Annotated in this window: 20 protein-coding genes; 13 read left to right on the top strand and 7 right to left on the bottom strand. The window is 73.0% G+C overall.

Annotated elements, in window-relative coordinates; all coding sequences use genetic code 11:
* The first annotated feature begins 144 nt into the window (after positions 1-144).
* A complete protein-coding gene (locus KB893_RS10225; RefSeq protein WP_213173660.1) occupies positions 145-396 on the top strand; it encodes a hypothetical protein in 252 nt (83 codons plus the stop codon).
* Between the two features lie 150 nt (positions 397-546).
* Here KB893_RS10225 and KB893_RS10220 read toward each other — a convergent pair whose 3' ends face one another.
* Positions 547-3,816 carry a S41 family peptidase gene (locus KB893_RS10220; protein WP_213173659.1) on the bottom strand — a complete coding sequence of 1,090 codons (3,270 nt, stop codon included), beginning with the start codon at positions 3,814-3,816 and terminating at the stop codon, positions 547-549.
* Positions 3,817-4,180: 364 nt separating this feature from the next.
* On the opposite strand from KB893_RS10220, the gene KB893_RS10215 reads away from it, so the two are divergent.
* Both KB893_RS10215 and KB893_RS10210 read left to right on the top strand, forming a co-directional pair.
* Positions 4,181-5,464 carry a carbohydrate porin gene (locus KB893_RS10215; RefSeq protein WP_213173658.1) on the top strand — a complete coding sequence of 428 codons (1,284 nt, stop codon included), beginning with the start codon at positions 4,181-4,183 and terminating at the stop codon, positions 5,462-5,464.
* A 43-nt stretch (positions 5,465-5,507) separates the two neighbouring features.
* Positions 5,508-6,206: an HAD-IA family hydrolase gene (locus tag KB893_RS10210; RefSeq protein ID WP_211928275.1), complete on the top strand. Its 699-nt coding sequence runs from the start codon at positions 5,508-5,510 to the stop codon at positions 6,204-6,206.
* A gap of 31 nt (positions 6,207-6,237) precedes the next feature.
* Here KB893_RS10210 and KB893_RS10205 read toward each other — a convergent pair whose 3' ends face one another.
* Entirely contained in the window at positions 6,238-6,447 is a 210-nt protein-coding gene (locus KB893_RS10205) for a hypothetical protein (protein WP_213173657.1), read from the bottom strand.
* 366 nt (positions 6,448-6,813) lie between these two features.
* On the opposite strand from KB893_RS10205, the gene KB893_RS10200 reads away from it, so the two are divergent.
* Together KB893_RS10200 and KB893_RS10195 are read left to right on the top strand one after the other, a co-directional pair.
* On the top strand, positions 6,814-8,562 hold the full coding sequence (locus KB893_RS10200; protein ID WP_211927287.1) for a phosphoenolpyruvate carboxykinase (GTP): 1,749 nt from the start codon (positions 6,814-6,816) through the stop codon (positions 8,560-8,562).
* A gap of 82 nt (positions 8,563-8,644) precedes the next feature.
* Positions 8,645-9,571, top strand: a complete 927-nt coding sequence (locus KB893_RS10195) for a CHAD domain-containing protein (protein ID WP_213173656.1) — start codon at positions 8,645-8,647, stop codon at positions 9,569-9,571.
* Positions 9,572-9,653: 82 nt separating this feature from the next.
* Here KB893_RS10195 and KB893_RS10190 read toward each other — a convergent pair whose 3' ends face one another.
* From KB893_RS10190 to KB893_RS10170, 5 genes are all read right to left on the bottom strand, one after another.
* Positions 9,654-10,043, bottom strand: a complete 390-nt coding sequence (locus KB893_RS10190; RefSeq protein WP_211927285.1) for an HPF/RaiA family ribosome-associated protein — start codon at positions 10,041-10,043, stop codon at positions 9,654-9,656.
* A gap of 88 nt (positions 10,044-10,131) precedes the next feature.
* Complete coding sequence (locus tag KB893_RS10185; RefSeq protein WP_211927284.1) at positions 10,132-10,884, bottom strand: restriction endonuclease; 753 nt, start codon at positions 10,882-10,884, stop codon at positions 10,132-10,134.
* A 68-nt stretch (positions 10,885-10,952) separates the two neighbouring features.
* Positions 10,953-12,572, bottom strand: a complete 1,620-nt coding sequence (locus KB893_RS18550; protein ID WP_213173655.1) for a sensor domain-containing diguanylate cyclase — start codon at positions 12,570-12,572, stop codon at positions 10,953-10,955.
* A 281-nt stretch (positions 12,573-12,853) separates the two neighbouring features.
* Positions 12,854-14,104 (bottom strand): TIGR03862 family flavoprotein, encoded by a 1,251-nt coding sequence (locus tag KB893_RS10175; RefSeq protein ID WP_338026926.1) that lies wholly within the window; start codon positions 14,102-14,104, stop codon positions 12,854-12,856.
* Complete coding sequence (locus tag KB893_RS10170) at positions 14,101-14,541, bottom strand: FKBP-type peptidyl-prolyl cis-trans isomerase (protein WP_211927282.1); 441 nt, start codon at positions 14,539-14,541, stop codon at positions 14,101-14,103. The genes KB893_RS10175 and KB893_RS10170 overlap by 4 nt, the downstream gene beginning before the upstream one ends.
* Positions 14,542-14,713: 172 nt before the next feature.
* Here KB893_RS10170 and KB893_RS10165 point away from each other — a divergent pair, with 172 nt between their 5' ends.
* The 8 genes from KB893_RS10165 to KB893_RS10130 all read left to right on the top strand — a co-directional run bounded on the left by KB893_RS10165 (position 14,714) and on the right by KB893_RS10130 (position 24,542).
* Positions 14,714-15,439 (top strand): alpha/beta fold hydrolase, encoded by a 726-nt coding sequence (locus KB893_RS10165; protein WP_211927281.1) that lies wholly within the window; start codon positions 14,714-14,716, stop codon positions 15,437-15,439.
* Between the two features lie 84 nt (positions 15,440-15,523).
* Positions 15,524-15,679, top strand: a complete 156-nt coding sequence (locus KB893_RS10160) for a hypothetical protein (protein WP_211927280.1) — start codon at positions 15,524-15,526, stop codon at positions 15,677-15,679.
* A 45-nt stretch (positions 15,680-15,724) separates the two neighbouring features.
* On the top strand, positions 15,725-16,462 hold the full coding sequence (locus KB893_RS10155) for a sulfurtransferase (protein WP_211927279.1): 738 nt from the start codon (positions 15,725-15,727) through the stop codon (positions 16,460-16,462).
* 128 nt (positions 16,463-16,590) lie between these two features.
* Complete coding sequence (locus KB893_RS10150) at positions 16,591-18,666, top strand: putative bifunctional diguanylate cyclase/phosphodiesterase (RefSeq protein ID WP_213173714.1); 2,076 nt, start codon at positions 16,591-16,593, stop codon at positions 18,664-18,666.
* Positions 18,667-18,743: 77 nt separating this feature from the next.
* Positions 18,744-20,378: a TldD/PmbA family protein gene (locus tag KB893_RS10145; protein WP_213173654.1), complete on the top strand. Its 1,635-nt coding sequence runs from the start codon at positions 18,744-18,746 to the stop codon at positions 20,376-20,378.
* Positions 20,379-20,774: 396 nt separating this feature from the next.
* Positions 20,775-22,409, top strand: a complete 1,635-nt coding sequence (locus KB893_RS10140) for a TldD/PmbA family protein (RefSeq protein ID WP_213173653.1) — start codon at positions 20,775-20,777, stop codon at positions 22,407-22,409.
* 17 nt (positions 22,410-22,426) lie between these two features.
* On the top strand, positions 22,427-23,761 hold the full coding sequence (locus KB893_RS10135; RefSeq protein ID WP_211927461.1) for a TldD/PmbA family protein: 1,335 nt from the start codon (positions 22,427-22,429) through the stop codon (positions 23,759-23,761).
* A gap of 58 nt (positions 23,762-23,819) precedes the next feature.
* Entirely contained in the window at positions 23,820-24,542 is a 723-nt protein-coding gene (locus tag KB893_RS10130) for a DUF4159 domain-containing protein (protein ID WP_211927462.1), read from the top strand.
* Positions 24,543-24,549: the final 7 nt, after the last annotated feature.

The following is a 24,549-nucleotide window of genomic DNA, read 5'->3' as shown; positions in this document are numbered from 1 at the left end:
TGGCACGGGTCGTGGCAACCGGCGCGTCGCGCGTGCGACACGCCCGCGTCATGTCCGTGCTTCAGCCTGAATCGCACTCACGGACGTTCACGCCGCGACCGACATCCCGCTCGTCAGTCTGCGCGCCCCCGGATGGAGTCACCCATGCAACCGCACCAGATCGACGCCGAAATCGCCCGCATCGAGTCGACGGCGCCCGCGCTGCGCCGCGAGGCCGTGGACGAGGAAGCGTTCGAGGCCGCCCTGATCGTCGCCTGCGATCCGATCTTCGCCCGTTGCGGCCGTCGCGGCCGCGCCTACGCCGCCGAGGCCATGCACGCCATGCTCGAGCGCCAGGGCCTGCGCCTGCTGCGGCGCACGCCCGTGCTGCCGCTGGCCGGCGCACTGGCGGCCTGAGGTCCGGCGGCGCTGCCGGGCGGGAGCGGAACGGGGAACAGGGAACAGGGAACAGGGAACAGGAAACGGGAAGCCGGGCGTAGGGCACGGAGCCCGGTTCCTGAGCCCGACTTCGCCCTGCGCCCCTGCCCCCAGCCCGACTCCGGCACCTCAGTCCGCGGCCGGTGGGAACACCGTCGGTGCCGGCGGCGCCACGAACGGCCGCACCGGGTTCGCCTCGAGTTCCTGCAGCAGCATCTCGACCGCCTTCTCCACGCTCGGGTCGCGTCCGGCGGCCACCAGCTCGGGCCGGTCGATCACCTCCACGTCCGGCGCCACGCCCCTGTTCTCCACGTCCCAGCGGCCTTCGGTGTTGATGAAGCTGAAGGTCGGCACCGACATCGAGCCGTTGTCGGCCAGCGAGGGATTGCCCGACAGCCCGATCAGGCCGCCCCAGGTGCGGGTGCCGATGATCGGGCCGAGGCCGAGCTTGCGGAAGTAGAAGGGCAGGGCGTCGCCGCCGGAGCTGGACAGGCCGTTGATCAGCATGGCCTTGGGCCCGCGGTGCGAGAGCAGCGGCGTGGCGTTCGGGGCGAGGCCGCGCTGCTTCCAGTAGTTGAGCGGCTCGCGCGCGAGCAGCTCGACCAGGCGGTCGGGGATGAAGCCGCCACCGTTGTAGCGGTCGTCGATGATCAGCGCGTCCTTGTCGGCGTAGGCCACCAGGCCGCGGAACAGCTCGCGGCTGCCTTCGACGGCGGTGTTGGGCACGTGGATGTAGCCGATGCGGCCGCCGGACAGGCGGTCGACCAGGGCGCGGCGGGTCTGCACCCAGTCGGTGTAGCGCAGGTCCTGCTCGGACTCGACCGTGGTCACGCGTTCGTCGTGCGCGCCCGCCTCGCCCGGGCGGTCGTTGACGCGCAGGGTGACGACGTCGCCGCCGGTGTTCTCCAGCAGCGCGTAGACGTTCTCCACGCTGCGCGCGTCGACGCCGTTCACCGCGAGGATGTAGTCGCCGTCGTCGACGTCCACGCCCGGCGCCGACAGCGGCGAGCGCGCCGAGACCTGGCCGGCATCGGCGGGGAAGATGCGCTTCACCCGGAAGTAGCCCGATGCGTCGGCGACGATCTCGGCGCCGAGCAGGCCGCCCGGCCGGCGCTCCACCTCGGGCTCGTCGCCGGACTGCACGTAGACGTGGCCGGCGTTGGTCTCGCCGGCGATCTCGCCGAGCACATAGTCGAGGTCGGCGCGGGTGTGCACGTGCGCCACCAGCGGCTCGTACCTGGCGCGCACCGCATTCCAGTCGTTGCCGTGCATGCCGGGGTCGTAGAACCAGTCGCGCAGCATGCGCCAGGCGTCGACGTACATCTGCCGCCACTCGCGCGGCGGCTCGATGCGCAGCGTCCAGCCGTCGACGGCGAGCTTGCCGTCCTCGACCCGCTTCGACAGCGCATCGGCGCCGCCGGCGGCGCTGGCGTCGAGGATGGAGAAGGCCTCGCCCTGCTGGACCAGGACCTTCTTGCCGTCGCCCGACAGCGCGTAGTCGCCGATCGCCACGGCGACGTTGCCGGCGGTCTCGCCCTCGGTGGCCAGGAACTTCAGCGTGCCCGGCCCGTCGCCGCGGCCCTCGCTCTCGATGAAGAACACGCCGTCGGCGTTGGCGTCGAGGTCGGCGTAGTTGCCGGCTTGGGCCTTGAGCGGCTGCACCCGGCCGGCGAAGCCGTCGATGTCGATGCGCACCCGCGGCGTGGCGTCCTCCTTCTTCTCCGCGTCGTCCGCCGCATCGCCGACCGCGGTCTCGTCGCTCCTGGGCACGAACAGCGCCGGCCCGTCGGCGGACAGCGCCGCGGCGTAGATGCGGGTGGCGTCGTTGTAGAGCCAGTTGAACTCGTAGCTGCTGAAGGCGAGGTTGTAGTCGCGGTCGGAGAGGAAGTAGAGCCAGCGGCCCTCCGGGTCGAACACCGGCTCGCGGTCGGCGCTGGTGCCGTCGGTCAGCGCGCTGCTGCGGCCGCTGGCGAGTTCGTGCACCCAGATCGAGGTGTTCCGGCCCGGCCCGGTCCTGGTGTAGGCCAGCCAGCGCGAGTCCGGCGACCAGGCGTACTCGGTGATGTCCTCGCGGTCGCTGCGGTCGATCTCGTCGATGCGGCCGCTGGCGATGTCGACCACGCGCAGGCGCTGCTTCTTGTCGGCGAAGGCGAGCTTCTTCGAGTCCGGCGACCACACCGGCGCGAAGCGCCAGATGTCGCCGTCGGTGGTGATCCGCCGCGGCTCGCCGCTGCCGTCCTGGGCGCGCACGTAGAGCTCGTATTCGCCACTGGCGTCGGAGAGGTAGGCGATCTGGCGCCCGTCGGGCGACCACGCCACGCTGTGCTCGCGCGCGTCGGGCGTGTGGCTGAGGTTGCGCGGGGTGCCGTGCTCGGCGGGCAGGGTGAAGACCTCGCCGCGCGCGCCGAACACCGCGCGCCTGCCGTCGGGCGCGAGGTCGAAGCTCTCCACGAACTTTCCGGCCTCGACGAAGCGGGGGAGGGTCTGCGGAAAGTCGCCGGCGACGCGGATCGGCACTTCCACCGGCTGCCCGGCGCGCGGGTCGAAGCGCCAGATCGAGCCGCCGTGCTCGAACACGATGGCGTCCGCCCCGGCGCTCGGCCACAGCACGTCGAAATCGGTGAAGGCGGTGAGCTTGCGCGCCTCGCCGCCGGTGGGCGCCACCGCGTAGAGGTTGAGCCGCGTGTCGTTGCGGTCGGAGACGAAGTACACGGTGTCGCCGACCCACATCGGCTGCTGGTCGGTGGCGCGGTCGGCGGTGAGCTGCAGCGAGGTGTCGGCGGCGAGGTCGTAGACCCATACGTCCTGGGCGCGGCCGCCCCGATACCGCTTCCAGGTGCGGAACTCGCGGTCGATCGGGGTGTAGACGAACTTCGTGCCGTCGGGCGAGAGCATGCCGCCGCCGGACTCGGGGATCGGCATCGGCGTCTCCATGCCGCCGTCGGCGGGCACCAGGTAGGGACGGCCGTCGCGGTTGCCGCTGGGGTTGCGGTTGGCGCGCACCACGACGTTGCGGCCGTCCGGGGTCCAGTCCAGCACGCGGTAGTCGGTGCCGCCGCGCGGCGGCTGCGCGCCGATGTCGTTGTACCAGGTGAGCTGGGTCGGCGCGCCGCCCGCGGCCGGCATGACGTAGACCTGGCGGGTGCCGTTGTATTCGGCGGAGAAGGCGATGCGGCTGCCGTCCGGCGAGAACTTGGGATACAGCTCGGCGCCCTCGCCCGAGGTCAGCCGCTGCGCGGTGCCGCCGGCCGCGTTCACCACGTAGATGTCGCCGGCATGCACGAAGGCGATGCGGTCGCCGTGGATGTCGGGGAAGCGCAGCAGCTTGGTCGGCGAATCGGCGAAGGCCGGCGCGGCGGCCAGCGCGAGGGCGAGGGACAGGACGGTACGACGGATCATGCGGCGGCTCGGTGGCGGGCAAGCCCGCGAGCATGGCCGCTGGGGGCAACCGCCGGGAGTGTCGTCAGTTGGGGCGGCGGTACGGGTCGTGGTGAAGCGGGAACCGGGCTCCGACCGTCATGCAGCGCCGATGGCGTGCTGTAGCAGCGGCTCCAGCCGTGACGAGGCCCATGTGGGAGGGGCTTCAGCCCCGGCATGCCTGCATGCCCCGACGAGAACGTCACGGTTCGCGCCGCCCCTACAGGAGCCGCGCGCGGCCTCGACCTGGGATTGATCGCTCGTGCGCGATGCTGCGGCGGTCCTCGCGCGGCGGGGACGGCGGGCGGGCGATCCGGCGCGTCCGGCACGGGAGCCGACGATGCGCATGTACCGATCCATCCCGCCCCGCGGCGTCCTCGCGGTGGGGCTCCTCGTCGCCTGCGCCTCGGCGCAGGCGCAGGACGAGCCGGGCCTCGCCGGCGACTGGGGCGGCCTCAAGCCGCGCCTGGCGCGGCTGGGCATCACGCCCGAGCTCGGCTACGTCGGCGAGTTCGCGCAGAACACCGCGGGCGGCGAGCGTGAGACCTCGCGCTATGCCGACCAGACCGCGCTCGGCGCGCACGTCGACCTGGAGACGCTGTTCGGCCTGCCGACCGCCGAGCTCCAGGTCACGCTGAGCTACCGCGACGGCGAAAACCTCAGCGACGAGGCGGGCCTGGGCACCCTCCAGCAGGTGCAGGAGATCCATGGCCGCGGCCAGGACTGGCGGCTGTCCGAGTTCTGGTTCCAGCAGGCCTACATGGACGGCCGCCTGAAGTGGAAGATCGGGCGGCTTGCGATCGGCGAGGACTTCGCCGCCTACGACTGCGATTTCCAGAACCTGACCTTCTGCACCGCCCAGCCCGGCAACATCGTCGGCGACTACTGGTTCAACTTCCCGGTGAGCGTGTGGGCCACGCGCGTGGAGGTCGCGCTGCGCGAGGCGTGGACGCTGGCGCTGGGTCTGTACGACTCCAATCCCGGCTATCTCGAGGCGGAGAACCGGGTGGCGCTGGGAAGCCCCGAGGGACCTGCCGGTTGGCTGATCCCGCTGGAGCTGCGCTTCAGCCCGAGCTTCGGGACGCAGGCGCTGGAAGGCACCTGGCGGATCGGCGGCTGGTACGACACCTCGCACGACGAGGACGTACTGCTCGGGCCGGATGGCGCGCCGCGGCTGGACGCGGACGGGCCCGCGCTGGAGCGCGAGGGCCGCTACGGCGTCTGGATCGGCATCGAGCAGCGCCTGCTCGCGTTCGGCGACGGGCGCGGCCTGCGCGCCTTCGTCCGCGGCGCGCGCGCGGACGACCGCACCGCGACCACCGACCGGCAGCTGTACGCCGGCGTCGTCGTCGCCGGCCCGCTCGCCTTCCGGCCGGACGACGAGATCGCGCTCGCGGTCGGGCGCACCTGGGTCAACGGGCGGGTCGCCCGGCGGCAGCGCCTGGCGCGCGCGGCGGGACGCGACGTCGAGGTCCAGGACGCGGAGACGGTCGTCGAGCTGCAGTACGGCCTGCACGTGACCGACGGCCTGACCCTGCGGCCCAATCTGCAGTGGGTGCGCGAGCCGGGCGGCGTCGAGGACGCGGCGACCGTTCGCGTGATCGGCCTCAAGACCCAGCTCGCGTTCTGAGCCTTCGCGCTGCATTGCAGCAGCGGGCGCTAGGCTGGTGCGCATGGCCGACCGTCCCGAGTTCCCCGCCCGCGCACCGCGGGCCGACGCGCCGCTGCCCGGCGGCATCCGCGCGCTGGTCTTCGACTCGGACGGCACCCTGGTCGACAGCGAGGGCCTGTCGGCAGAGATCCTGGCCGAGGTCGCGGCCGAACATGGCGTGGCGGTCGGCGCCGACGAGATGCTCGAGCGTTCGCGCGGGCTCAAGTTCGCCGAGTTCCAGGCCCGGCTGCGTGCCGACCATCCGGCGCTGGAGGGGGTCGACATCGAGGACCCGTTCCGCAAGCGCAGCCTCGACGCCTTCCGCCAGCGCCTGCGCCCGATCGCCGGCGCGGTCGAGCTGGTGCGCGCGCTGCCGGTGGACTTCTGCGTGGCCTCCAACGGCATGCGCCTGAAGATCGAGACCTGCCTGCGCGCGGTCGGCCTGCTGGAGGCCTTCGAGCGCCGCATCGTCAGCGCCTACGAGGTCGGCGCCTGGAAGCCCGACCCGCGCCTGATCGAGCACGCCGCGCACCTGATGCAGGTGCCCGTCGCGGACTGCCTGCTGGTCGAGGACAGCGTGCCCGGCGCCACCGCGGGGCTGGAGGCCGGGACCCGCGTGTTCGGGCTGGCGGGCGTCGACTACGGCGCCCTGGCGCGGCACCCGCGCTTCACCCTTGTCGCGTCGATGCGCGAGGTCGCGGAGCGGCTCGGCCTCGCCTGACGACGAAGCGGCGCCACGGCGCCGCGCGCTGTCACGCGCGCCCGGACGGCGGCGCTTCCGGCCGTGGCTCGAGATGCCCGCGTTCGAGGCTTTCGATGCCCGCCGCGCTCAGCACCAGGGTGCCGGCGTGACGCGAGACCAGCCCCAGCGCCTCGAGGCGCTCGACGCGCGTGGCCGCGGGCCACCGGCCCTGCGCCGCGGCGCGCAGGTCGTCGAGGATGGCATCGGAATCGCTGGTCATGTCGGGCTCCATCGGCGGGATGCGGGATGGTCGGGGTGGGGGTGTGAGGTCGTTGTGGGGCTGGGGGAACAGGGCGCAGGGGACGGGAATGGGGAATGGGGAGTCGGGAGTCGGGAGTCGGGAATCGGGAATCGGGAATCGGGAATCGGGAATCGGGAATGGGGAATCGGGAACGGGGAACGGGGAACGGGGAACGGGGAACGGGGAACGGGGAACGGGGAACGGGAACGGGCAGAGGGGAAAGGGCATTTAGGCCAGTCACGGAGCCCCGAAGCCGGCCCCCGCCACGACAGCCTCGCTGCTGTGCACGATGCGTCGGCGTATGCGCTTCTGCACACTCGATCCTCCCCAGTGGAGTCCGAGCCGATGCCGAGCGCACTTGCCGAGCTGAACCAGTGGGTGGACGACGTCGCCCGCCACGTGCGCTGCGACCGCGTGCACTGGTGCGACGGCAGCGAGGACGAGGCGCGCCTGCTCGAGGCGCGGATGCTGGAGAGCGGCGAGCTGCTGCGCCTCAATCCGGAATCGCACCCGGGCTGCGTGCTGCACCGCTCGGATCCGGACGACGTGGCGCGGGTCGAACACCTGACCTTCGTGTGCACGCGCGAGGAGGCCGACGCCGGCCCCAACAACCACTGGATGGATCCGGTCGCGGCGCACGCGAAGATGGACGCGCTGTTCGCCGGCGCGATGCAGGGCCGCACCCTCTACGTGGTGCCCTACTGCATGGGCCCGATCGATTCGCCGCTGGCGCGCTGCGGCGTGGAGCTCACCGACAGTCCCTACGTCGTGGCGAACATGCGGCTGATGACGCGGATGGGCAGCGCGGCGCTGGCGCGGATCGAGCGCGAGGGCCGCTTCGTGCGCGGCCTGCATTCCACCGGCGAGCTCGACCCCGAGCGCCGCTTCATCATGCATTTCCCGGAGGAGCTCACGATCAAGAGCTATGGCTCCGGCTACGGCGGCAACGCGCTGCTCGGCAAGAAGTGCCACGCGCTGCGCATCGCCAGCCATCAGGCGCGGCAGGAGGGCTGGCTGGCCGAGCACATGCTCATCGTCGGCGTCGAGAACCCGCGCGGGCAGACGCACTACATCGCCGCCGCGTTCCCCAGCGCCTGCGGCAAGACCAACCTGGCGATGCTGATCCCGCCCGACGGCTACGCGCGCGACGGCTGGAAGGTGTGGACGGTCGGCGACGACATCTGCTGGATGTCGCCGGGCGAGGACGGCCGCCTGTGGGCGATCAACCCCGAGGCCGGCTATTTCGGCGTCGCGCCCGGCACCTCCGGGCGCACCAACCCGAACGCGATGGCCATGCTCCAGCGCGATGCCATCTTCACCAACGTCGCGGTCGATGCCGACGGACGTCCGTGGTGGGAGGGCCTGGACGGCGAGCCGGCGCTTGACTGGCAGGGGCGGCCGATCGCGGAGGGGCGGCCGGCGGCGCATCCCAATGCGCGCTTCACCGTCTCCGCGCGGCAGTGCCCGACGCTGTCGCCGCAGGTCGAGGAGCCGCGCGGCGTGCCGATCTCGGCGATCGTGTTCGGCGGGCGCAGGCCGTCGCTGATGCCGCTGGTGTTCGAAGCCCGCGACTGGGCGCACGGCGTGCTGGTGGGCGCCTCGATGGGTTCGGAGACCACCGCCGCCGCCGCCGGCGACGTCGGCGTCATGCGCCGCGACCCGATGGCGATGAAGCCGTTCTGCGGCTACCACTTCGGCGACTACTGGGCGCACTGGCTGAGCTTCGACCGGCCGGGCGCGAAGCTGCCGCGGATCTTCCACGTCAACTGGTTCCGGCGCGACGCCGACGGTGATTTCCTGTGGCCCGGCTTCGGCGACAACATGCGCGTGCTGGAGTGGATCCTGCGCCGCGTGGACGGCGAGGTCGGCGTGGTCGAGACGCCGATCGGCGGGCTGCCGCGGGTCGACGACCTGGACATGCACGGCCTGGCGATGGACGCCTCGACGCTGGAGACCCTGCTCGCGGTCGACCTCGACGGCTGGCGTCGCGAGATCGACGACATCGGCGAGTACCTTGACGGCTTCGCGCCGCGCGTGCCGCCGCGGCTGGAGGCGGAACGCCGCCGCATCCGCGAGGCGCTCGACGCCGCCTGAGCGGCGCTGTCATCGCCCCGTCACCCGGCGTGACGGCGGTGCCGTCGAGACTCCGCCGGGTCTTCCCGCCACGAAAGCCCCGATGCCCTATCGCCTGCGTCTGGACGAAGCCGCCGGCCCCGGCCTGCGCCGGCTGATCCTCGAACAGCTCGACGCCGCGCTCGCCTGCTGCCGCGATCCGTCCGATCCGGACACCGCCGTGCACGAGGTGCGCAAGATCTGCAAGAAGGTGCGCGCCGCGCTGCGGCTGGCGGCGCCGGGGCTGGACAAGGCCACGCGCGCCGAGGGACGCGCGCTTCGCGACATCGGCCGGCGCATCTCGGTGTTCCGCGATGCGCAGGTGATGGCGGCGACGCTCGACGCCCTGGTCGAGCTCGATCCCGAGGCGCTGGACCGGCGCATGCTCGCGCCGGTGCGCCGGCGCCTGCTCGGCGACCGGCGTGCGGCGCAGGCCGCGTGCGGCAGCATCGAGGAGGCGCTCGCCGCCTGCGCCGCCGATCTGGTCGCGCTGCGCGCCCGCGCCGCGGCCTGGACTCTCGACGCGCTCGGCATGGACGCGCTGTTCGCCGGCATGGCCGCTTCGCACGAGGCCGGCCGTCGCGCCATGAAGCGCGCGCGCCGGCACGCCGACGGCGAACACCTGCACGCCTGGCGCAAGCGGGTGAAGGACCACGTCTACCACCTGCGCCTGCTGCGCTGCGTGTGGCCGCAGGCGATCGCGCCGCTGCGCGACGCGGCTTCCGCGCTGGCCGAACGGCTCGGCGAGGACCACGATCTGGTCGTGCTGCGCGCGTGGCTGCTGGCGAACCCCGGCCGCCTCGCCACCGCGGCCGCGCAGGCCCGGCACGGGCGTCTGCTCGAGACCATCGACCTGCGCCGGGCCTCGCTGCAGATGCAGGCCTGGCCGCTCGGCGCCCGCGTCCACGCCGACCGACCCGGGGCGCTGCGCCGCCGCATGGAGAGCTGGTGGGCGGCCGCCGAGGCCCTGCACGCCGACACCGGGGACTGAATGCCCGCGGACGGTCCGGCCCGGATGCGGCGACGCCCGGCATGCGGGCCGGGCGTCGAAGGTGCTGCAGGCGAAACGCGGGTCAGCGGGGAGCGTCGATCCCCACGTCCTCGTCGCCGACGTCGGCGACCGGGTCCGAGGGGGCGGGTGGCCCGCGGTGGTGGTTGCTCTGCTTGCCGAGGCTGTGCTCGAGGGCGCTGACGAGCTTGGCCGCGGCGCCCTTGATCGCATCGCGCAGGTTGCCGGCGGTGGCGCTGACCACGGTCGGCGCGGCGCCGGCGGGACGCACTTCCATGACCGCCTTCTTGTCGTCGTCGCCACCCTTGCCGGCGTTGACGTCGCTCAGGTGCACCTCGACCCGGGTGATGCGGTCGCGGAATCGCGCCAGCGTGCTTTCGAGCACCTGCTCGACGTGCTCCGCGATGCTCTCGCGGCCCTGGATGTTGCTGTCGGTATTGGTCTGGACTTGCATGCCGGCTCCTCTGGTTCGGGCACGTCCACGACGCTAGCCCGTCCGGGATCTCGTCCGCGTGGAGGCCGCGGACCGCGGAGGCGGGCGTTCAGGCGGGACGGGCGCCGAGGCAGGCCGGGTGGTCGAGGCAGCCGAGCTGCGGGGTGCCGTCGGCGCCGGAACGCGGCACCATCGGCCCGTTGCAGCGTGGGCAGGCCGGCGCGCCGGCGTGTGCGGCCTCCGTGGGCCCGGTCGCCGCGGCGTCGGCGGCCTGTGCGTCATCGAGCAGTTCGGCCAGCTCGCTGCCGGCGACGAGCTCGAGCGGCTTGCCCGCAGCGAAGGCGACCGCCTCCGCGCTGAAGCCCTGCACACACAGCACCCGCGCCGCATGCGCACGGTGCTCCTGCACGCGTGCCCACAGCGCCCGCAGCGTGCGCAGTTCGGTGCGGCCGCTGCCGCCGTGGCGGCAGGCCACCAGTTCGACCCGGCGGTCGTGGCGCAGCACCAGGTCGAAGCCGATCCCGGCCAGGCCGCGCCCCCCGTGCTGCACGTAGTGGCCCCGCTGCCGGTAGGCCGCGGCGATCCGTCGTGCGAACGCCGCGCGGTCGAGGCCGGCGATCGCGTCGAGCCCCGCGGCGCGCAGTGCCGCGCGGGCACGCCGCCGGTGCAGGAGGACGACGGCGAGGGTCGCCACCCACACCGCGACGCACGCCGCGGCGGCGAGCGCGATGCGCGCCGGCGTGGCCATCGAAGCCGGAACAAGGAGATGGCCCGCCGCGCCCGCCGACAGGCCGAGCAGCAGGCCGAGCGGCCAGAGGAAGGCGGCGGGGGCGGTGGGAGCGCCCTGCCCGAGACGTGCCATGGAACGGTGGTCCTGCGGACTGCGAGGAGAGGCGCGCGGCGCCGGTCGGGCCGCGCGGGGCGCGCATGTTAGCCGCTCGCCGCGCGCCCGGTGTCGAGGCCGGGGCCGGACACGCCGGCGGTGCGCATCGGCTGCACCCGGTTGCGGCCGCCGGCCTTGGCCGCGTACATCGCGCTGTCGGCACGGGCCAGCAGCGCCTCGGCGCCTTCGCCGGGCGCCGCGAGCCCCACGCCGATGCTCACGGTGAGGTGCATCGCCGCGTTCGGCGCCGGCAGCACCAGGGCCTCGACCCGCGCCCGGATGCGCTCGGCCACGGCCTCGGCGCCCGGGGCGTCGGTCGCGGCGATGCAGGCGACCAGCTCCTCGCCGCCGTAGCGCCCGGCCAGGTCGGCGGCACGCAGCGAGGCGCGGAGGACGTCCGCGACCCGGCGCAGCGCAAGGTCGCCGGCGGCGTGGCCGAAGCGGTCGTTGATCCGCTTGAAGTCGTCGAGGTCCACGAACAGCACGGCGACTCCGGGCGCCGGCGCGGCCGCGAGCAGCGCCTCCAGGCGTTCCAGCAGCGCACGCCGCGACAGCAGCCCGGTGAGGCCGTCGGTATCGGCCAGGCGCCGCGCCAGGTCGCGCTGCCGGCGCATGGCGCCGGCATGCACCGCGAGGCCGGCGGAGAACACCAGCGCCTCGAAGGCGGCCAGGCCCAGCACCGCGTCGCCGAGGCGCGCCTGGGCCGCGCCGCCGGCGAACGCCTGCGCGCTGTCGAGCGCGGTGGCCACCAGCAGCGGCGTCCAGCCGAGCGCGAAGATCGCGCCGGTGGCCGCGCCGCGGCGCCAGGCGCGGACGGCGGCGGCGAGCAGCAACGGGCCACCGGCCACCAGCAGCAGGTTGACGACCAGGCCGAGCTGGCGCACGACCGTCTCGAACGGCAGCAGCGCCGCCGCACCGAACGCGGCCACGGCCAGCATGTAGGCCTGCAGGGCGCGGCGCATGCCCGGGGCGCGCTCGCGCAGGTCGGCGAAGCGGATCAGGAAGGCGGTCGCGGCGACCAGCGACAGCAGCGTCGCCGGCCGCCCCCAGGCGAACGGCGCCTCGGCCAGCAGCCGCCAGTGCAGCGGATGCGCGGCATAGCCGGTCTCCAGCAGCTGGATCACCAGGTAGCCGCCGAGGTAGAGCGCGTACCAGAGGAAGGTGGCGTCGCGCAGCAGCACGGCGAACACCAGCGCCATCACCAGCATCGCCAGCATCACCCCGAAGCAGGCGCTGGCCCAGGCGAGCCAGGCTGCATCGCGCGCGGCGAAGGCGTCGGCGGCGACGAGGGCAAAGGCGGGCGCAGGCGGCAGCGAGCGCAGCGGTGCCAGGGTCAGTTCGAGCGGCGCATGCGCATCGACGCGCTCCAGCGGCAGGCCGAGCCGGCCGTGACCGCGCCAGGCCCGCGCGTCCACGTCCAGCGGGTGCAGGCGGAGGTCGCTGCCGTCGGGGCGGTGCAGGGCCAGCGTGCCGAAGCCGAGCCCGCGCACTTCCAGCACGTGGCCCGGCGGCCAGCCCGTGCGCGGCGGCTCCAGCACGATGGCGATCCCGGTCGCGCTGCGCGGCAGCCGCGCGCCGGACTCCGGATCGAAGCGCGTCCACGCCCCGTCGCCACCGACCGGGCGCCAACGCCCGCCGAACTCCGCGGCGCAGGCGGTGGAGGCCACGAATGCGAGCACCGCCAGCAACAGCGCCGCAGCGCGGCGGATGAACCCGTGGCGGCGAAGCGGGAAAGCCCGCGGCAAAGCGGCGGCGGCGACGCGACACCGCCGCCCTCCCACCGCAGGAGCGGCTTCAGCCGCGCCCGGACGGGGCGCAGGCCCGCCGTGGGGCCGCGGCTCGTCCGGCAGGATTCCACCGCGGCCGAGACCGCTCCCGCGCGGGCGCGCCCACGCACCGCACCGCGAACAGGTCCCGATTCGCGATTCCCGCTGCATCCCGCCCGCCTCTAGGCGGCCGCCCCGGCCCGCAGCCACTCCACCGCGGCCAGGCCGGCCCGGCGTCCGCTGGCGAAGCAGGCGGTGAGCAGGTAGCCGCCGGTCGGCGCCTCCCAGTCCAGCATTTCGCCGGCGCAGAACAGGCCGGGTGCGGTTTGCGCCATCAGGCCGGCGTCGAACGCTTCCAGGCGCACGCCGCCGGCGCTGCTGATGGTCTCGGCGAGGGGGCGCGGCCGCAGCAGGCGCAGCGGCAGGCGCTTGAGCGTGCGCGCAAGCAGCGCCGCATCGCCGCGCACCGCGGCCGGCAGCACCTCGTGCAGCAGGGCCGCCTTGGCGCCCCCGATGCCGGCCTGGCGGCGCAGGTGTTCGCTCAGCGAGCGGCCGCTGCGGGGCCGGTCGAGGTCACGCTGCAGGCGCGCGAGGTCGCGGCCCGGCACCAGGTCCAGGTCCAGTCGCGCCGCGCCCTCGCGGGCGATCGCCTCGCGCAGGTCGGCGGCGATGGCGTAGATCAGGCTGCCCTCGATGCCGGTCGCGGTCAGCACGCATTCGCCCTGCAGGGCGTGCGCGACGCCGGCGCCGTCGCGCCAGTGCGCGACCACCGGCTTGAGCGGTGCGCCGGCGTGGCGGCCGGCGAGGTGTTCGCTCCAGCCGATGTCGAAGCCGCAGTTGGCCGGCGCCAGCGGGCGCACGTCGACGCCGCGCGCGGCGAGCCACGGCTGCCACGCGCCGTCGGAGCCGAGCTGCGGCCAGCTCCCGCCGCCGAGCGCGAGCACCGTCGCCGGTGCCTGCACCCGCAGCGCGCCGGCGGGCGTGTCGAAGCGCAGTGCGCCGGCGTCGTCCCAGCCGGTCCAGCGGTGGTGCACGTGCATGCGCACGCCGGCGTCCTTGAGCCGGCGCACCCAGCCGCGCAGCAGCGGCGCGGCCTTGCGGTCGAGCGGGAACACGCGGCCGGAGCTGCCGACGTAGGTGTCGATGCCGAGCCCGCGCGCCCAGGCGCGCAGCGCGTCGGCGTCGAAGTCCCGCAGCCAGGCGCCGACCGCGTCGGCGCGCTCGCGGTAGCGCGCGACGAAGGCGTCGAACGGGTCCGAATGGGTGAGGTTGAGCCCGCCCTTGCCGGCGATCAGGAACTTGCGGCCCACCGAGCCCTTGGCCTCGTACAGGTCGACCGGCAGGCCGGCCGCGCGGGCGACCTCGGCCGCCATCAGCCCGGCGGGCCCGCCGCCGACGACGACCACGCCCGCGGCGCGCTCGGCCGCGCTCACGGTGCCGCGGGCGCGGCGACGTCGAGCAGTTCGACGTCGAACACCAGCGACGCGTTCGGCGGGATGACGCCGCCCGCGCCGGCGCGCCCGTAGGCGTCGACCGCGGGCACCAGCAGGGTGCGCCTGCCGCCGACGCGCATGCCGGCCACGCCCTCGTCCCAGCCGCGGATCACGCGCCCGGCGCCGAGCAGGAAGGTGAGGGGCTCGCCGCGCTCGCGCGAGCTGTCGAAGCGGGCGCCGTGACGGTCGGGCGCGGCCTCGTCGTAGAGCCAGCCGGTGTAGTGCACGGTGACCTCGTCGCCGGCGCGGGCGGGCGCGCCGGCGCCCACGACCGCGTCGATCCGGGCGAGCTCGGCGACGCTGCCGCCCGGCGGCGGACCCGGATCGGTGCAGGCGGCGAGGGCGAGGCACAGCAACAGCGGGAACGGACGGCGCATCGGGCGGGCCTTCGACGAAGGGCGGGGAGGGTAGCGCAGGGCACGGTGCGGTGCAGGCGGCGCCTGCGACCTTCGTACAGGAGCCGGCACGACCCGGACGCGCTAGGTTCGGGCCGCCGTCGCCACTCCACGACGGGCCATCCAGGCCCGCACGACGGCGGGAGGAGGAGACATGACAGGTACGACCAAGAGGAGCCGCGGCCACGTCCTGCGCATCTGCGTGCTGCTGCTGTCGACGCTCGGCTTCGCCGCGGGCGCGCACGCGGCCTGCCGCGACGCGGTGGTGCTGGTCCACGGCAACGCCGGCTCGCCGTCCGACTACGCCAATACCTGGTCGGAGCTGCGCGCGCGCGGCTACGCGGCGGACGAGATCTTCCGGCCGAGCTGGGGCAGCAAGACCTGCGCGGCCTGCAACGACCACAGCGGCAGCGAGACCGGGCCGGTCGACGCGGCGCTTATCGATGCCGCCGCACGCTCGTGCACCGGCCGGATCGACGTGATCGGCCACTCCATGGGCGCCACGCTCGCGGCGAAGCGGATCCAGGTCCTGGGCATGCGCAGCTACGTCGACGCCTTCGTCGGCATCGCCGGCGCCTTCCGCGGGCTGTGGTCCTGCGGCACCTATCCCTTCAACGTCACGACCACCACCTGCGGTGCGCAGGGCCTGTCGGTGTCCAGCCCGCTGGTGGAGTCGCTGGCGGGCCGCCGCTTCGGCGACTACATGGTCTCGATCAAGTCCTACAACGATCAGATCGTCTGCTTCGGCGGCGTGTGCACCGTCGGCGGCCGGCATTCGTCGAGCATGGATGCCGAGGACCGCACGGTCACGCTCGCCGGCTACGGCCACTTCGGCCTGCTGACGCTGACCGCCGGGCTGCAGGCCGACCTGATCGAGTGACTCCGCGAGCCGGGCGCGACGGAGGATGGCGGGGGCAGCGGCGCCGGAGTAGGGTGCGCCGCTGTCCCTCGTCATGTGGCGGCCATGGATTTCCTCGTCCTCATCGTGCTCATCGTCTGCGCGATCCTCGCGTTCAAGGTCGCCGGCGTGCTGCTGAAGATCGCGCTGTGGGTGGTGATCGCGCTCGCGCTGTACTGGCTGGTGGCGCCCTTCCTCGGGCTGCCGTGGCCGCCGTTCTGAAGGCGCAGCGACGGTGATCGCGCCGCGCGCCGCTAGACTGGCGCGATGGTCCTCAACATCGCCGCCTATCTCTTCGTCGCCATCGACGATCCCGACGCCGTCGCCGCACGGTTGCAGGCCGCCGCCGCGGACGCGGGCCTGCTCGGCTCCGTCCTGGTCGCGCCCGAGGGGCTGAACCTGTTCCTGGCGGGGCCGGCGCATGCGGTCGACCGGGTGCTCGACGGCCTGCGCGCCGATCCACGCTTCGCCGCGCTGCGCGAGAAGCGCAGCAGCAGCGCCACGCAGCCGTTCGCGCGGCTGAAGGTCAAGGTCAAGCCGGAGATCATCGCCTTCCGCCGCGACCAGGCCGCGCCGCTGGCCGGACGCGCGCCGGCGGTCGCGCCGGAGGCGCTGGCGCGCTGGATCGGGCAGGGCCACGACGATGCGGGGCGGCGCCTGGTGCTGCTCGACACCCGCAACCGCGAGGAGGTCGCGCACGGCACCTTCGCCGGCGCGCTGACCCTGCCGATCGACAACTTCACCGACCTGCCGGAGGCGGTGGCCGCGCGCCGCGAGGCGCTGGCCGACGCCACCGTGGTCAGCTTCTGCACCGGCGGCATCCGCTGCGAGAAGGCCGCGCTGTGGATGCGCGCGCAGGGCATGGACAACGTGCTGCAGCTCGACGGCGGGATCCTCGGCTACTTCGAGCGCGTCGGCGGGCTCGGCTACGAGGGCGCCTGCTTCGTGTTCGACGAACGCGTGGCGCTGACGTCGGCGCTGGCGCCGACCGCCGAGGGCGCCTGAACCGCCGCGGCCGCGCACGAAGCTGCTTCAGATCCGCGCGGGGCGGCCGATAACGGTCGGATGACCCCGTGCGCCGGGCGCGCGGGGAGCGTCCCCGCGACGCCCTCCGCACCCGCCCCCGACCGATGCTGACGTCCACCTACCAGACCCCGCTCGTGCTCGTGTCCATCGCGATCGCGGTGCTGGCCTCCTACACCGCGCTGGACATGGCCTCCCGCGTCGCCGCCTCGCGCGGGCGCGTGCGGCTGGCGTGGCTGGCCGGCGGCGGCTTCGCGATGGGCGTGGGCGTGTGGTCGATGCACTTCGTCGGCATGCTCGCGTTCCGCCTGCCGATCGAGGTCGGCTACGACCCGGCGATCACGGCGCTGTCGTTCCTGCTCGCCGTCGCCGCCTCCACCTACGCGCTGCACCTGGTCTCGGCCGAACGGCTGGCGCGCCGGCGCCTGGCCGTCGGCATGCTGGTGATGGGCGCGGGCATCGCCGGGATGCACTACGGCGGCATGGCGGCGATGCGCATGCTGCCGGGCATCGTCTACGACCCGCTGCTGTTCGTCCTCTCGGTCGCGATCGCGGTCGGTGCCTCGGGCGCGGCGCTGTGGATCGCCTTCCGGCTGCGCACCGCGGTGCACCGCGCGCGCCTGCTGCGCGGCGGCGCCGCCGTCCTGATGGGCGCGGCGATCGCCGGCATGCACTACACCGGCATGGCCGCGGCCGGCTTTCCCGCCGGCAGCGTCTGCGGCGCCGCCACGGTCGGGATCGACGCCGGCTGGCTGGCGGCGGTCGTGGTGGCGATGACGCTGGCGGTGATCGCGGTCGCGCTGTCGAGTTCGAGCATCGACGCGCGCATCGCACGCCGCACCGACCAGCTCTCGCGCTCGCTGGCCGAGGTCAACGCCGAACTCGTGCATCGGGCCCTGCACGACCCGCTGACCCGGCTGCCGAACCGGGTGCTGCTGGAGGACCGGATCGGGCAGGCGGTCTGCAAGGCAGCGCGGGGGAACGGCCGCTTCGCGGTGCTGTTCGTGGATCTCGACGGGTTCAAGGCGGTCAACGACGCCTGGGGCCACCAGTTCGGCGACGGCCTGCTGGTCGAGGTCGCCGCGCGGCTGCGCGCCGCGCGCCGCTCCACCGATACGCTGGCGCGCCTGGGCGGCGACGAGTTCGTGCTGCTCATCGACATCGCGGAGCCGGCGGATGCGGCCACCGTCGCCGAGGACGTGCTGCGCGCGCTGGCGGCGCAGTTCGAGGTCGCGGGCCACCCGCTGCGCATCGGCGCGAGCATCGGCATCGCGATCTATCCGGAGGACGGCGCCGGGGCGCAGGCGCTGATGGCCAATGCCGACGCGGCGATGTACCACGCCAAGGACGCCGGCCGCGGCGCCTTCCGCTTCTTCGAGCCGCGCATGAACGCCAATGCGCGGCGCCAGCTGCAACTGGTGCAGGACCTGCGCGCGGCGCTGGAGAAGGGGCAGTTCGTGCTGCACTACCAGCCCAGGTTCGCCAGCGTCGGCGGCGCGCTGCTGGGCGCGGAGGCGCTGATCCGCTGGCGGCATCCCGAGCGCGGACTGCTCGCGCCGGCCGAGTTCATCCCCGCGGCCGAGCGCACCGGCCTGATCGTGCCGATCGGCGAATGGGTGCTGGAGGAGGCCTGCCGGCAGATCACCGCCTGGAGCGGCGCCGGCCAGGAGGCATGGGTGGTGTCGGTGAACCTGTCGGCCCTGCAGTTCGCGCACGCCCGCCTGGTGGAGACGGTGCGCGGCGCGCTCGCGCGCCACGAGGTGCCCGCGCACCGGCTGATGCTGGAGATCACCGAGACCACCGCGATGCACGACATCGAGGCCAGCTGCGAGGTTCTCGCCGCGCTGACCGGGCTGGGCGTCGGCATCTCGATCGACGACTTCGGCACCGGCTATTCCAGCCTCCTGCACCTCAAGCGCCTGCCGGCCAACGAGCTCAAGATCGATCGCGGCTTCGTCGGCGACCTCGCCCGCGACTCCGACGATGCCGCCATCGTCTCCGCCATCGTCGCGCTCGGTCGCACGCTGGGCCTGCGCATCGTCGCCGAGGGCGTGGAGACGGACGCGCAGCGCAGCTTCCTCACCGAGGTGGGCTGCGATTCGCTGCAGGGCTTCTTCCTCGGCCGCCCGGTGCCGGCGGAGCGGTTCGCGGAGACGGTCGCGACGCAAGTGCCGATCGACGGTTGACGCTGGTTGCGGGCTGCGGACAGCATCGGACGGGATCGACGCCCGCACCCGCCGGGCCCGCCGCTGGAGAATCCCGAGTGCACAGACGCGACTTCCTCACCCTGGCCGGCCTCGGCGCGGGGAGCCTGGTCCTGCCTTCCCTGTTCGGTCGCGCCATCGCCGCCGAGGCGCTGCAGTCGACGCTGGACGTCGCGTTCAAGAAGCGCCTGGCGGATGCCGCGCTCGGCGCGGCGCGCGCCGCCGGCGCCGGCTACTGCGACGTGCGCATCGGCCGCTACCTGCGCCAGTTCGTGATCACCCGCGAGGCCAACGTCGAGAACGTGGTGAACCTGGAGTCCACCGGCACCGGCGTGCGCGTGCTGGTCGATGGCACCTGGGGCTTCGCCGCGACCAGCGAACTCGGCGAGGACGCGGTCGCCGCGGCGGCGCGGCAGGCGGTCGCGATCGCCCGCGCCAACGCGAAGGCGCAGGCCGCGCGCGTCGAGCTCGCGCCGGCGCCGGCGCTGGGCGAGGTCGCCTGGACGACGCCGATCCGCACCAACGCGATGGCGGTGCCGCTGAAGGAGAAGGTCGACCTGCTGCTCGGCGTCAACGCCGACGCGATGGCCGCGGGCGCGGACTTCTTCGCCTCGCGCCTGTTCCTGGTCAACGAGCAGAAGTACTTCGCCTCGAGCGAGGGGTCCTACATCGACCAGGACGTGCACCGGATCTGGGCGCCGTTCACCGCCACCGCCATCGACAAGGCCAGCGGCAGGTTCCGCACCCGCGACGGGCTCGGCGCGCCGGTGGGCATGGGCTACGAATACCTGGACGGCGCCGAGAGCGGCAGGTTCCGCCTGCCCGGCGACGTGGTGCAGTACTTCGGCTCCTACGACCTGCGCGCCGACGCGGTCGCCGCCGCCAGGCAGGCGCGCGAGAAGCTCACCGCGCCCTCGGTCAAGCCGGGCAAGTACGACCTCGTGCTCGACCCCTCGCACCTGTTCCTGACCATCCACGAATCGGTCGGCCACGCGCTGGAGCTCGACCGCGTGCTCGGCTACGAGGCCAACTACGCCGGCACCAGCTTCGCCACGCTCGACAAGCGCGAGGAGGGCTTCCGCTACGGCAGCGACATCGTCACCTTCTTCGCCGACAAGACCCAGCCGGGCAGTCTCGGCGCGGTCGGCTACGACGACGAGGGCATCCCGACCAAGCGCTGGGACGTGATCCGCGACGGCGTGCTGGTCGACTACCAGGCCACGCGCGACCAGGCGCATATCCTCGGCAAGGACGCCTCCGACGGCTGCAGCTATGCCGATTCGTGGTCGAGCGTGCAGTTCCAGCGCATGGCCAACGTCTCGCTGGCGCCGGGCAAGGCCCCGCTGTCGGTGGCCGACATGATCAAGGACGTCGAGAAGGGCATCTACATCCACGGCCGCGGCTCCTACTCGATCGACCAGCAGCGCTACAACGCGCAGTTCGGCGGGCAGCTGTTCTACGCGATCGAGGACGGCGAGATCACCGGCATGGTCGAGGACGTGGCCTACCAGATGCGCACGCCGGAATTCTGGAACGCCTGCTCGGCGATCTGCGACGAGCGCGACTTCCGCCTCGGCGGCTCGTTCTTCGACGGCAAGGGCCAGCCGAGCCAGGTCTCCGCGGTGTCGCACGGCTCGGCGACGACGCGCTTCGACGGCATCAACGTGATCAACACCGCGCGCAGCCTGGGGTGAGGCGTGGTGGAGCAGGGACTGGGGAATCGGGAAGCGGGACCTGGGGCCCGTCCCCGTCCCCGTAGGAGCGGCTTCGGCCGCGACCGCGTTGCCGCCATGTCGAACTGCCGTCGGGGCTGAAGCCCCTCCCACAGGTCGCGGCTGAAGCCGCTCCTACAGGCTCCGGATTCGGGGCCGCGTCGCGCTCCAGGTCCCGATTCCCCATTCCCGCTCCACCACCGCCGCTTCATCCCCCATGACCAAAGTCATTTGACGCTGCGGTGACACGCCCAGCACGATCGGGTGTCGCAGCCGCATCGCATCGCGATGCCGCTCACGCGTTCCGGCGCCGGAGGGAGACGCCGCCGGATCCGACCCTGTCCACCCACAGCGAGTTCGCGCTCGCGGAGATCCGACGTGCATAGACGTGACTTCCTGACCCTGACCGGCCTGGGCCTCGGCAGCCTGGCGCTGCCGGCGACCTTCGGCCGCGCCATCGCCGCCGAGGAGCTGCAGTCGACGCTCGACGTCGCCTTCAAGAAGCGCCTGGCCGACTCGGCCCTCGCCGCGGCGCGCGCCGCCGGCGCCGGCTACTGCGACGTACGCATCGGCCGCTACCTGCGCCAGTTCGTGATCACCCGCGAGGACAAGGTCCAGAACGTGGTGAACACCGAATCCACCGGCGCCGGCATCCGCGTGCTGGTCGACGGCACCTGGGGCTTCGCCGCCACCAGCGAGCTCGACGAGGCCGGCATCGTCGCCGCCGCGCGCCAGGCCGCCGCCGTGGCCCGCGCCAATTCCGTCTCGCAGACCGCGCCGGTGGAGCTGGCGCCGGTGCGGGGCGTGGGCGAGGTGAGCTGGAAGACGCCGATCCGCAAGAATGCGATGACGGTGCCGATCAGCGAGAAGGTCGACCTGCTGCTCGGCGTCAACGCCGACGCGATGGCCGCGGGCGCCGACTTCGTCAACACGATGATGTTCCTGGTCAACGAGCAGAAGTATTTCGCCTCGACCGACGGCTCCTACATCGACCAGGACGTGCACCGCATCTGGGTGCCGATGACCGCCACCGCCATCGACAAGGCCAGCGGCAAGTTCCGCACCCGCGACGGCCTGTCCGCGCCGATGGGCATGGGCTACGAGTACCTGGACGGCGCGGCCAGCGGCAAGGTCGCGCTGCCGGGCGGCGCGGTCGCCTACGGCATGTCCTACGACCTGCGCGCCGACGCCGTGGCCGCGGCGAAGCAGGCGCGCGAGAAGCTCAAGGCGCCGTCGGTCAAGCCGGGCAAGTACGACCTCGTGCTCGATCCCTCGCACCTGTGGCTGACGATCCACGAGTCGGTCGGCCACCCGCTGGAACTCGACCGCGTGCTCGGCTACGAGGCCAACTACGCCGGCACCAGCTTCGCCACGCTCGACAAGCGCGAGGACGGGTTCCGGTACGGCAGCGATCAGGTCACGATCTTCGCCGACAAGACCCAGCCGGGCAGCCTCGGCGCGGTCGCCTACGACGACGAGGGCGTCAAGACCAAGCGCTGGGACCTGATCAAGGACGGCACCCTGGTCGACTACCAGGCCATCCGCGACCAGGCCCACATCCTCGGCAAGGACGAGTCCGACGGCTGCTGCTACGCCGATTCGTGGTCGAGCGTGCAGTTCCAGCGCATGGCCAACGTCTCGCTGGCGCCGGGCAAGACGCCGCTGTCGGTGGCCGACATGGTCAAGGACGTCGAGAACGGCATCTACATCATCGGCGACGGGTCGTTCTCGATCGACCAGCAGCGCTACAACGCGCAGTTCGGCGGCCAGCTGTTCTACGAGATCAAGAACGGCGAGATCACCGGCATGATCGAGGACGTCGCCTACCAGATCCGCACGCCGGAGTTTTGGGGCGCCTGCGCCGCGGTCTGCGACGAGAGCGACTACCGCCTCAGCGGGTCCTTCTTCGACGGCAAGGGCCAGCCGAGCCAGGTCTCGGCGGTCTCCCACGGTTCGAGCACGGCGCGCTTCAACGGCGTCAACGTCATCAATACCGCCCGTAGTCTGGGCTGAGCGCGCAGGAGCGATCCATGACCATCTACACCGAACAGCAGGCGCGCGAGATCCTCGAGAAGGTGATCGCCCTGTCCACCGCCGACGAGACCAGCGCCACCCTCGGCGGCTCGATCGACGGCAACATCCGCTTCGCGCTCAACAACGTCTCCACCAGCGGCGTGGTCAGCGACGCCTCGCTGGCCGTGCAGGCCTCCTTCGGCAAGCGCACCGGCACCGCGTCGATCAACCAGTTCGACGACGCCTCGCTGGAGCGCGTGGTGCGCCGCGCCGAGGAGCTCGCGCGGCTTGCCCCGGAGAACCCGGAATACATGCCGGCGCTCCCGAAGCAGAGCTATGCGAAGACGCCGGCCTTCGACGAGAGCATCGCCGCGATCACTCCCGAGTACCGGGCCCAGGTCGCCGCGGCCTCGATCGAGGCCTGCCGCAAGGAGAACCTGATCGCCGCCGGCTTCCTGCAGGACGGCCAGAACTTCCTCGCCATCGCCAACAGCAAGGGCAACTTCGCCTACCAGCGCGGCTCGAACTTCGACTACACCTGCACGGTGCGCACCGAGGACGGGACCGGTTCGGGCTGGGTCGGCAGCAACGTCGGCAAGGTCCCGGACTTCGACACCGCACGCACCATCCGCACCGGCATCGCCAAGGCCAAGGGCTCGGCCGGTGCCAGGGCGCTGGAGCCGGGCAAGTACACGGTGATCCTCGAGCCGGCCGCGGCCGCGGGCCTGGTGTCGTTCATGATGTACGGCTTCGACGCGCGCCAGGCCGACGAGGGCCGCAGCTTCCTGGCCAAGAAGGGCGGCGGCAACAAGCTCGGCACCCTGGCCTTCGACCCGCGCGTCAGCATCCACGCCGATCCCGCGCACCCCGAGGCGGCGGTCGTGGCCTTCGACGAGGAGGGCCTGCCGCGCAAGCGCGTGGCCTACATCGACCAGGGCAAGGTCGGCGCGCTGCAGTACTCGCGCTACTGGGCGCAGAAGAACGGCGCCGAGCCCACGGCCGAGCCGGGCAACCTGATCATGGCCGGCGGCACCAAGTCGACGGCGGAGCTGGTCGCCTCGACCGAGCGCGGGGTGCTGGTCAGCCGCACCTGGTACATCCGCATGGTCGACCCGCAGACGGTGCTGCTCACCGGCCTGACCCGCGACGGCACGTTCTACATCGAGGACGGCGAGATCAAGTACCCGATCAAGAACTTCCGCTTCAACGAATCGCCGGTGATCATGCTCAACAACGTCGAGGAGCTGGGCAGGCCGATCCGCGTCAGCGGCGACGAGTCCAGCTACGTGATGATGATCCCGCCGATGAAGCTGCGGGACTTCACCTTCACCTCGCTGTCGGACGCGGTCTGAGGCCGGGCCGGGCGCGCGCCGGTCCGCCGGCGCCGCCTGGACGCGCACCGATCACGCCATGGGCCTGAGCCGTCGCCGCCTGCTGTCGCTGCTTCCCGGCGGTCTCGCCGGGCTCGCGCTCGCGCCCTCGCTGGCGCGGGCGGCGCAGCCCGCGGTGACCGACGGCGCCTGGGACTTCTGGTTCACCCGGCTGATGTACGACTCCGGCGACTGGGACGTCGACCAGCGCATGCCCTCGAACCTGATCACCGCGCTGATCGACTACACCACGCTGCGGGTGGACCCGAAGGAGCACGTGCTGGCGCTCGCCGACCCGGCGATGCTGGCCGCGCCGTTCTGCTACCTCGCCGGGCACAAGCTGGTCGAGTTCAACCCGGACGAGCGCCGCAACTTCGAGCGCTACGTCCGCAACGGCGGCTTCGTCCTGGTCGACGACTGCAATCACGACATCGACGGCCTGTTCGCGAAGTCCTTCGAGGCGGAGATGGCCACGATCTTCGGCGACGACGCGCTGCGGAAGCTTCCCGACGACCATGCGCTGTACTCGAGCTTCTTCGAGTTCGACGGCCCGCCGGCGACCTCGTTCGAGCTCAACGGCTGGGGCGACGACCTCGTCCACGACTACGTCAAGGGCATCGAGACCGACGGCCGGCTGGGACTGCTCTACAGCAACAAGGACTACGGCTGCGAGTGGGACTACGACTGGCGCAACAAGCGCTGGCTGGCCGAGGACAACACCAAGTTCGCCGTCAACATCGCGGTCTACGCGCTGACGGCCTGACCCGGGC

The sequence above is a fragment of the Coralloluteibacterium stylophorae genome (assembly GCF_018122625.2).
Lineage (GTDB): Bacteria > Pseudomonadota > Gammaproteobacteria > Xanthomonadales > Xanthomonadaceae > Coralloluteibacterium > Coralloluteibacterium stylophorae.
The sequence above is the reverse complement of the archived record's forward strand: the minus strand, read 5'-3'. Positions and strand labels throughout refer to the sequence as shown.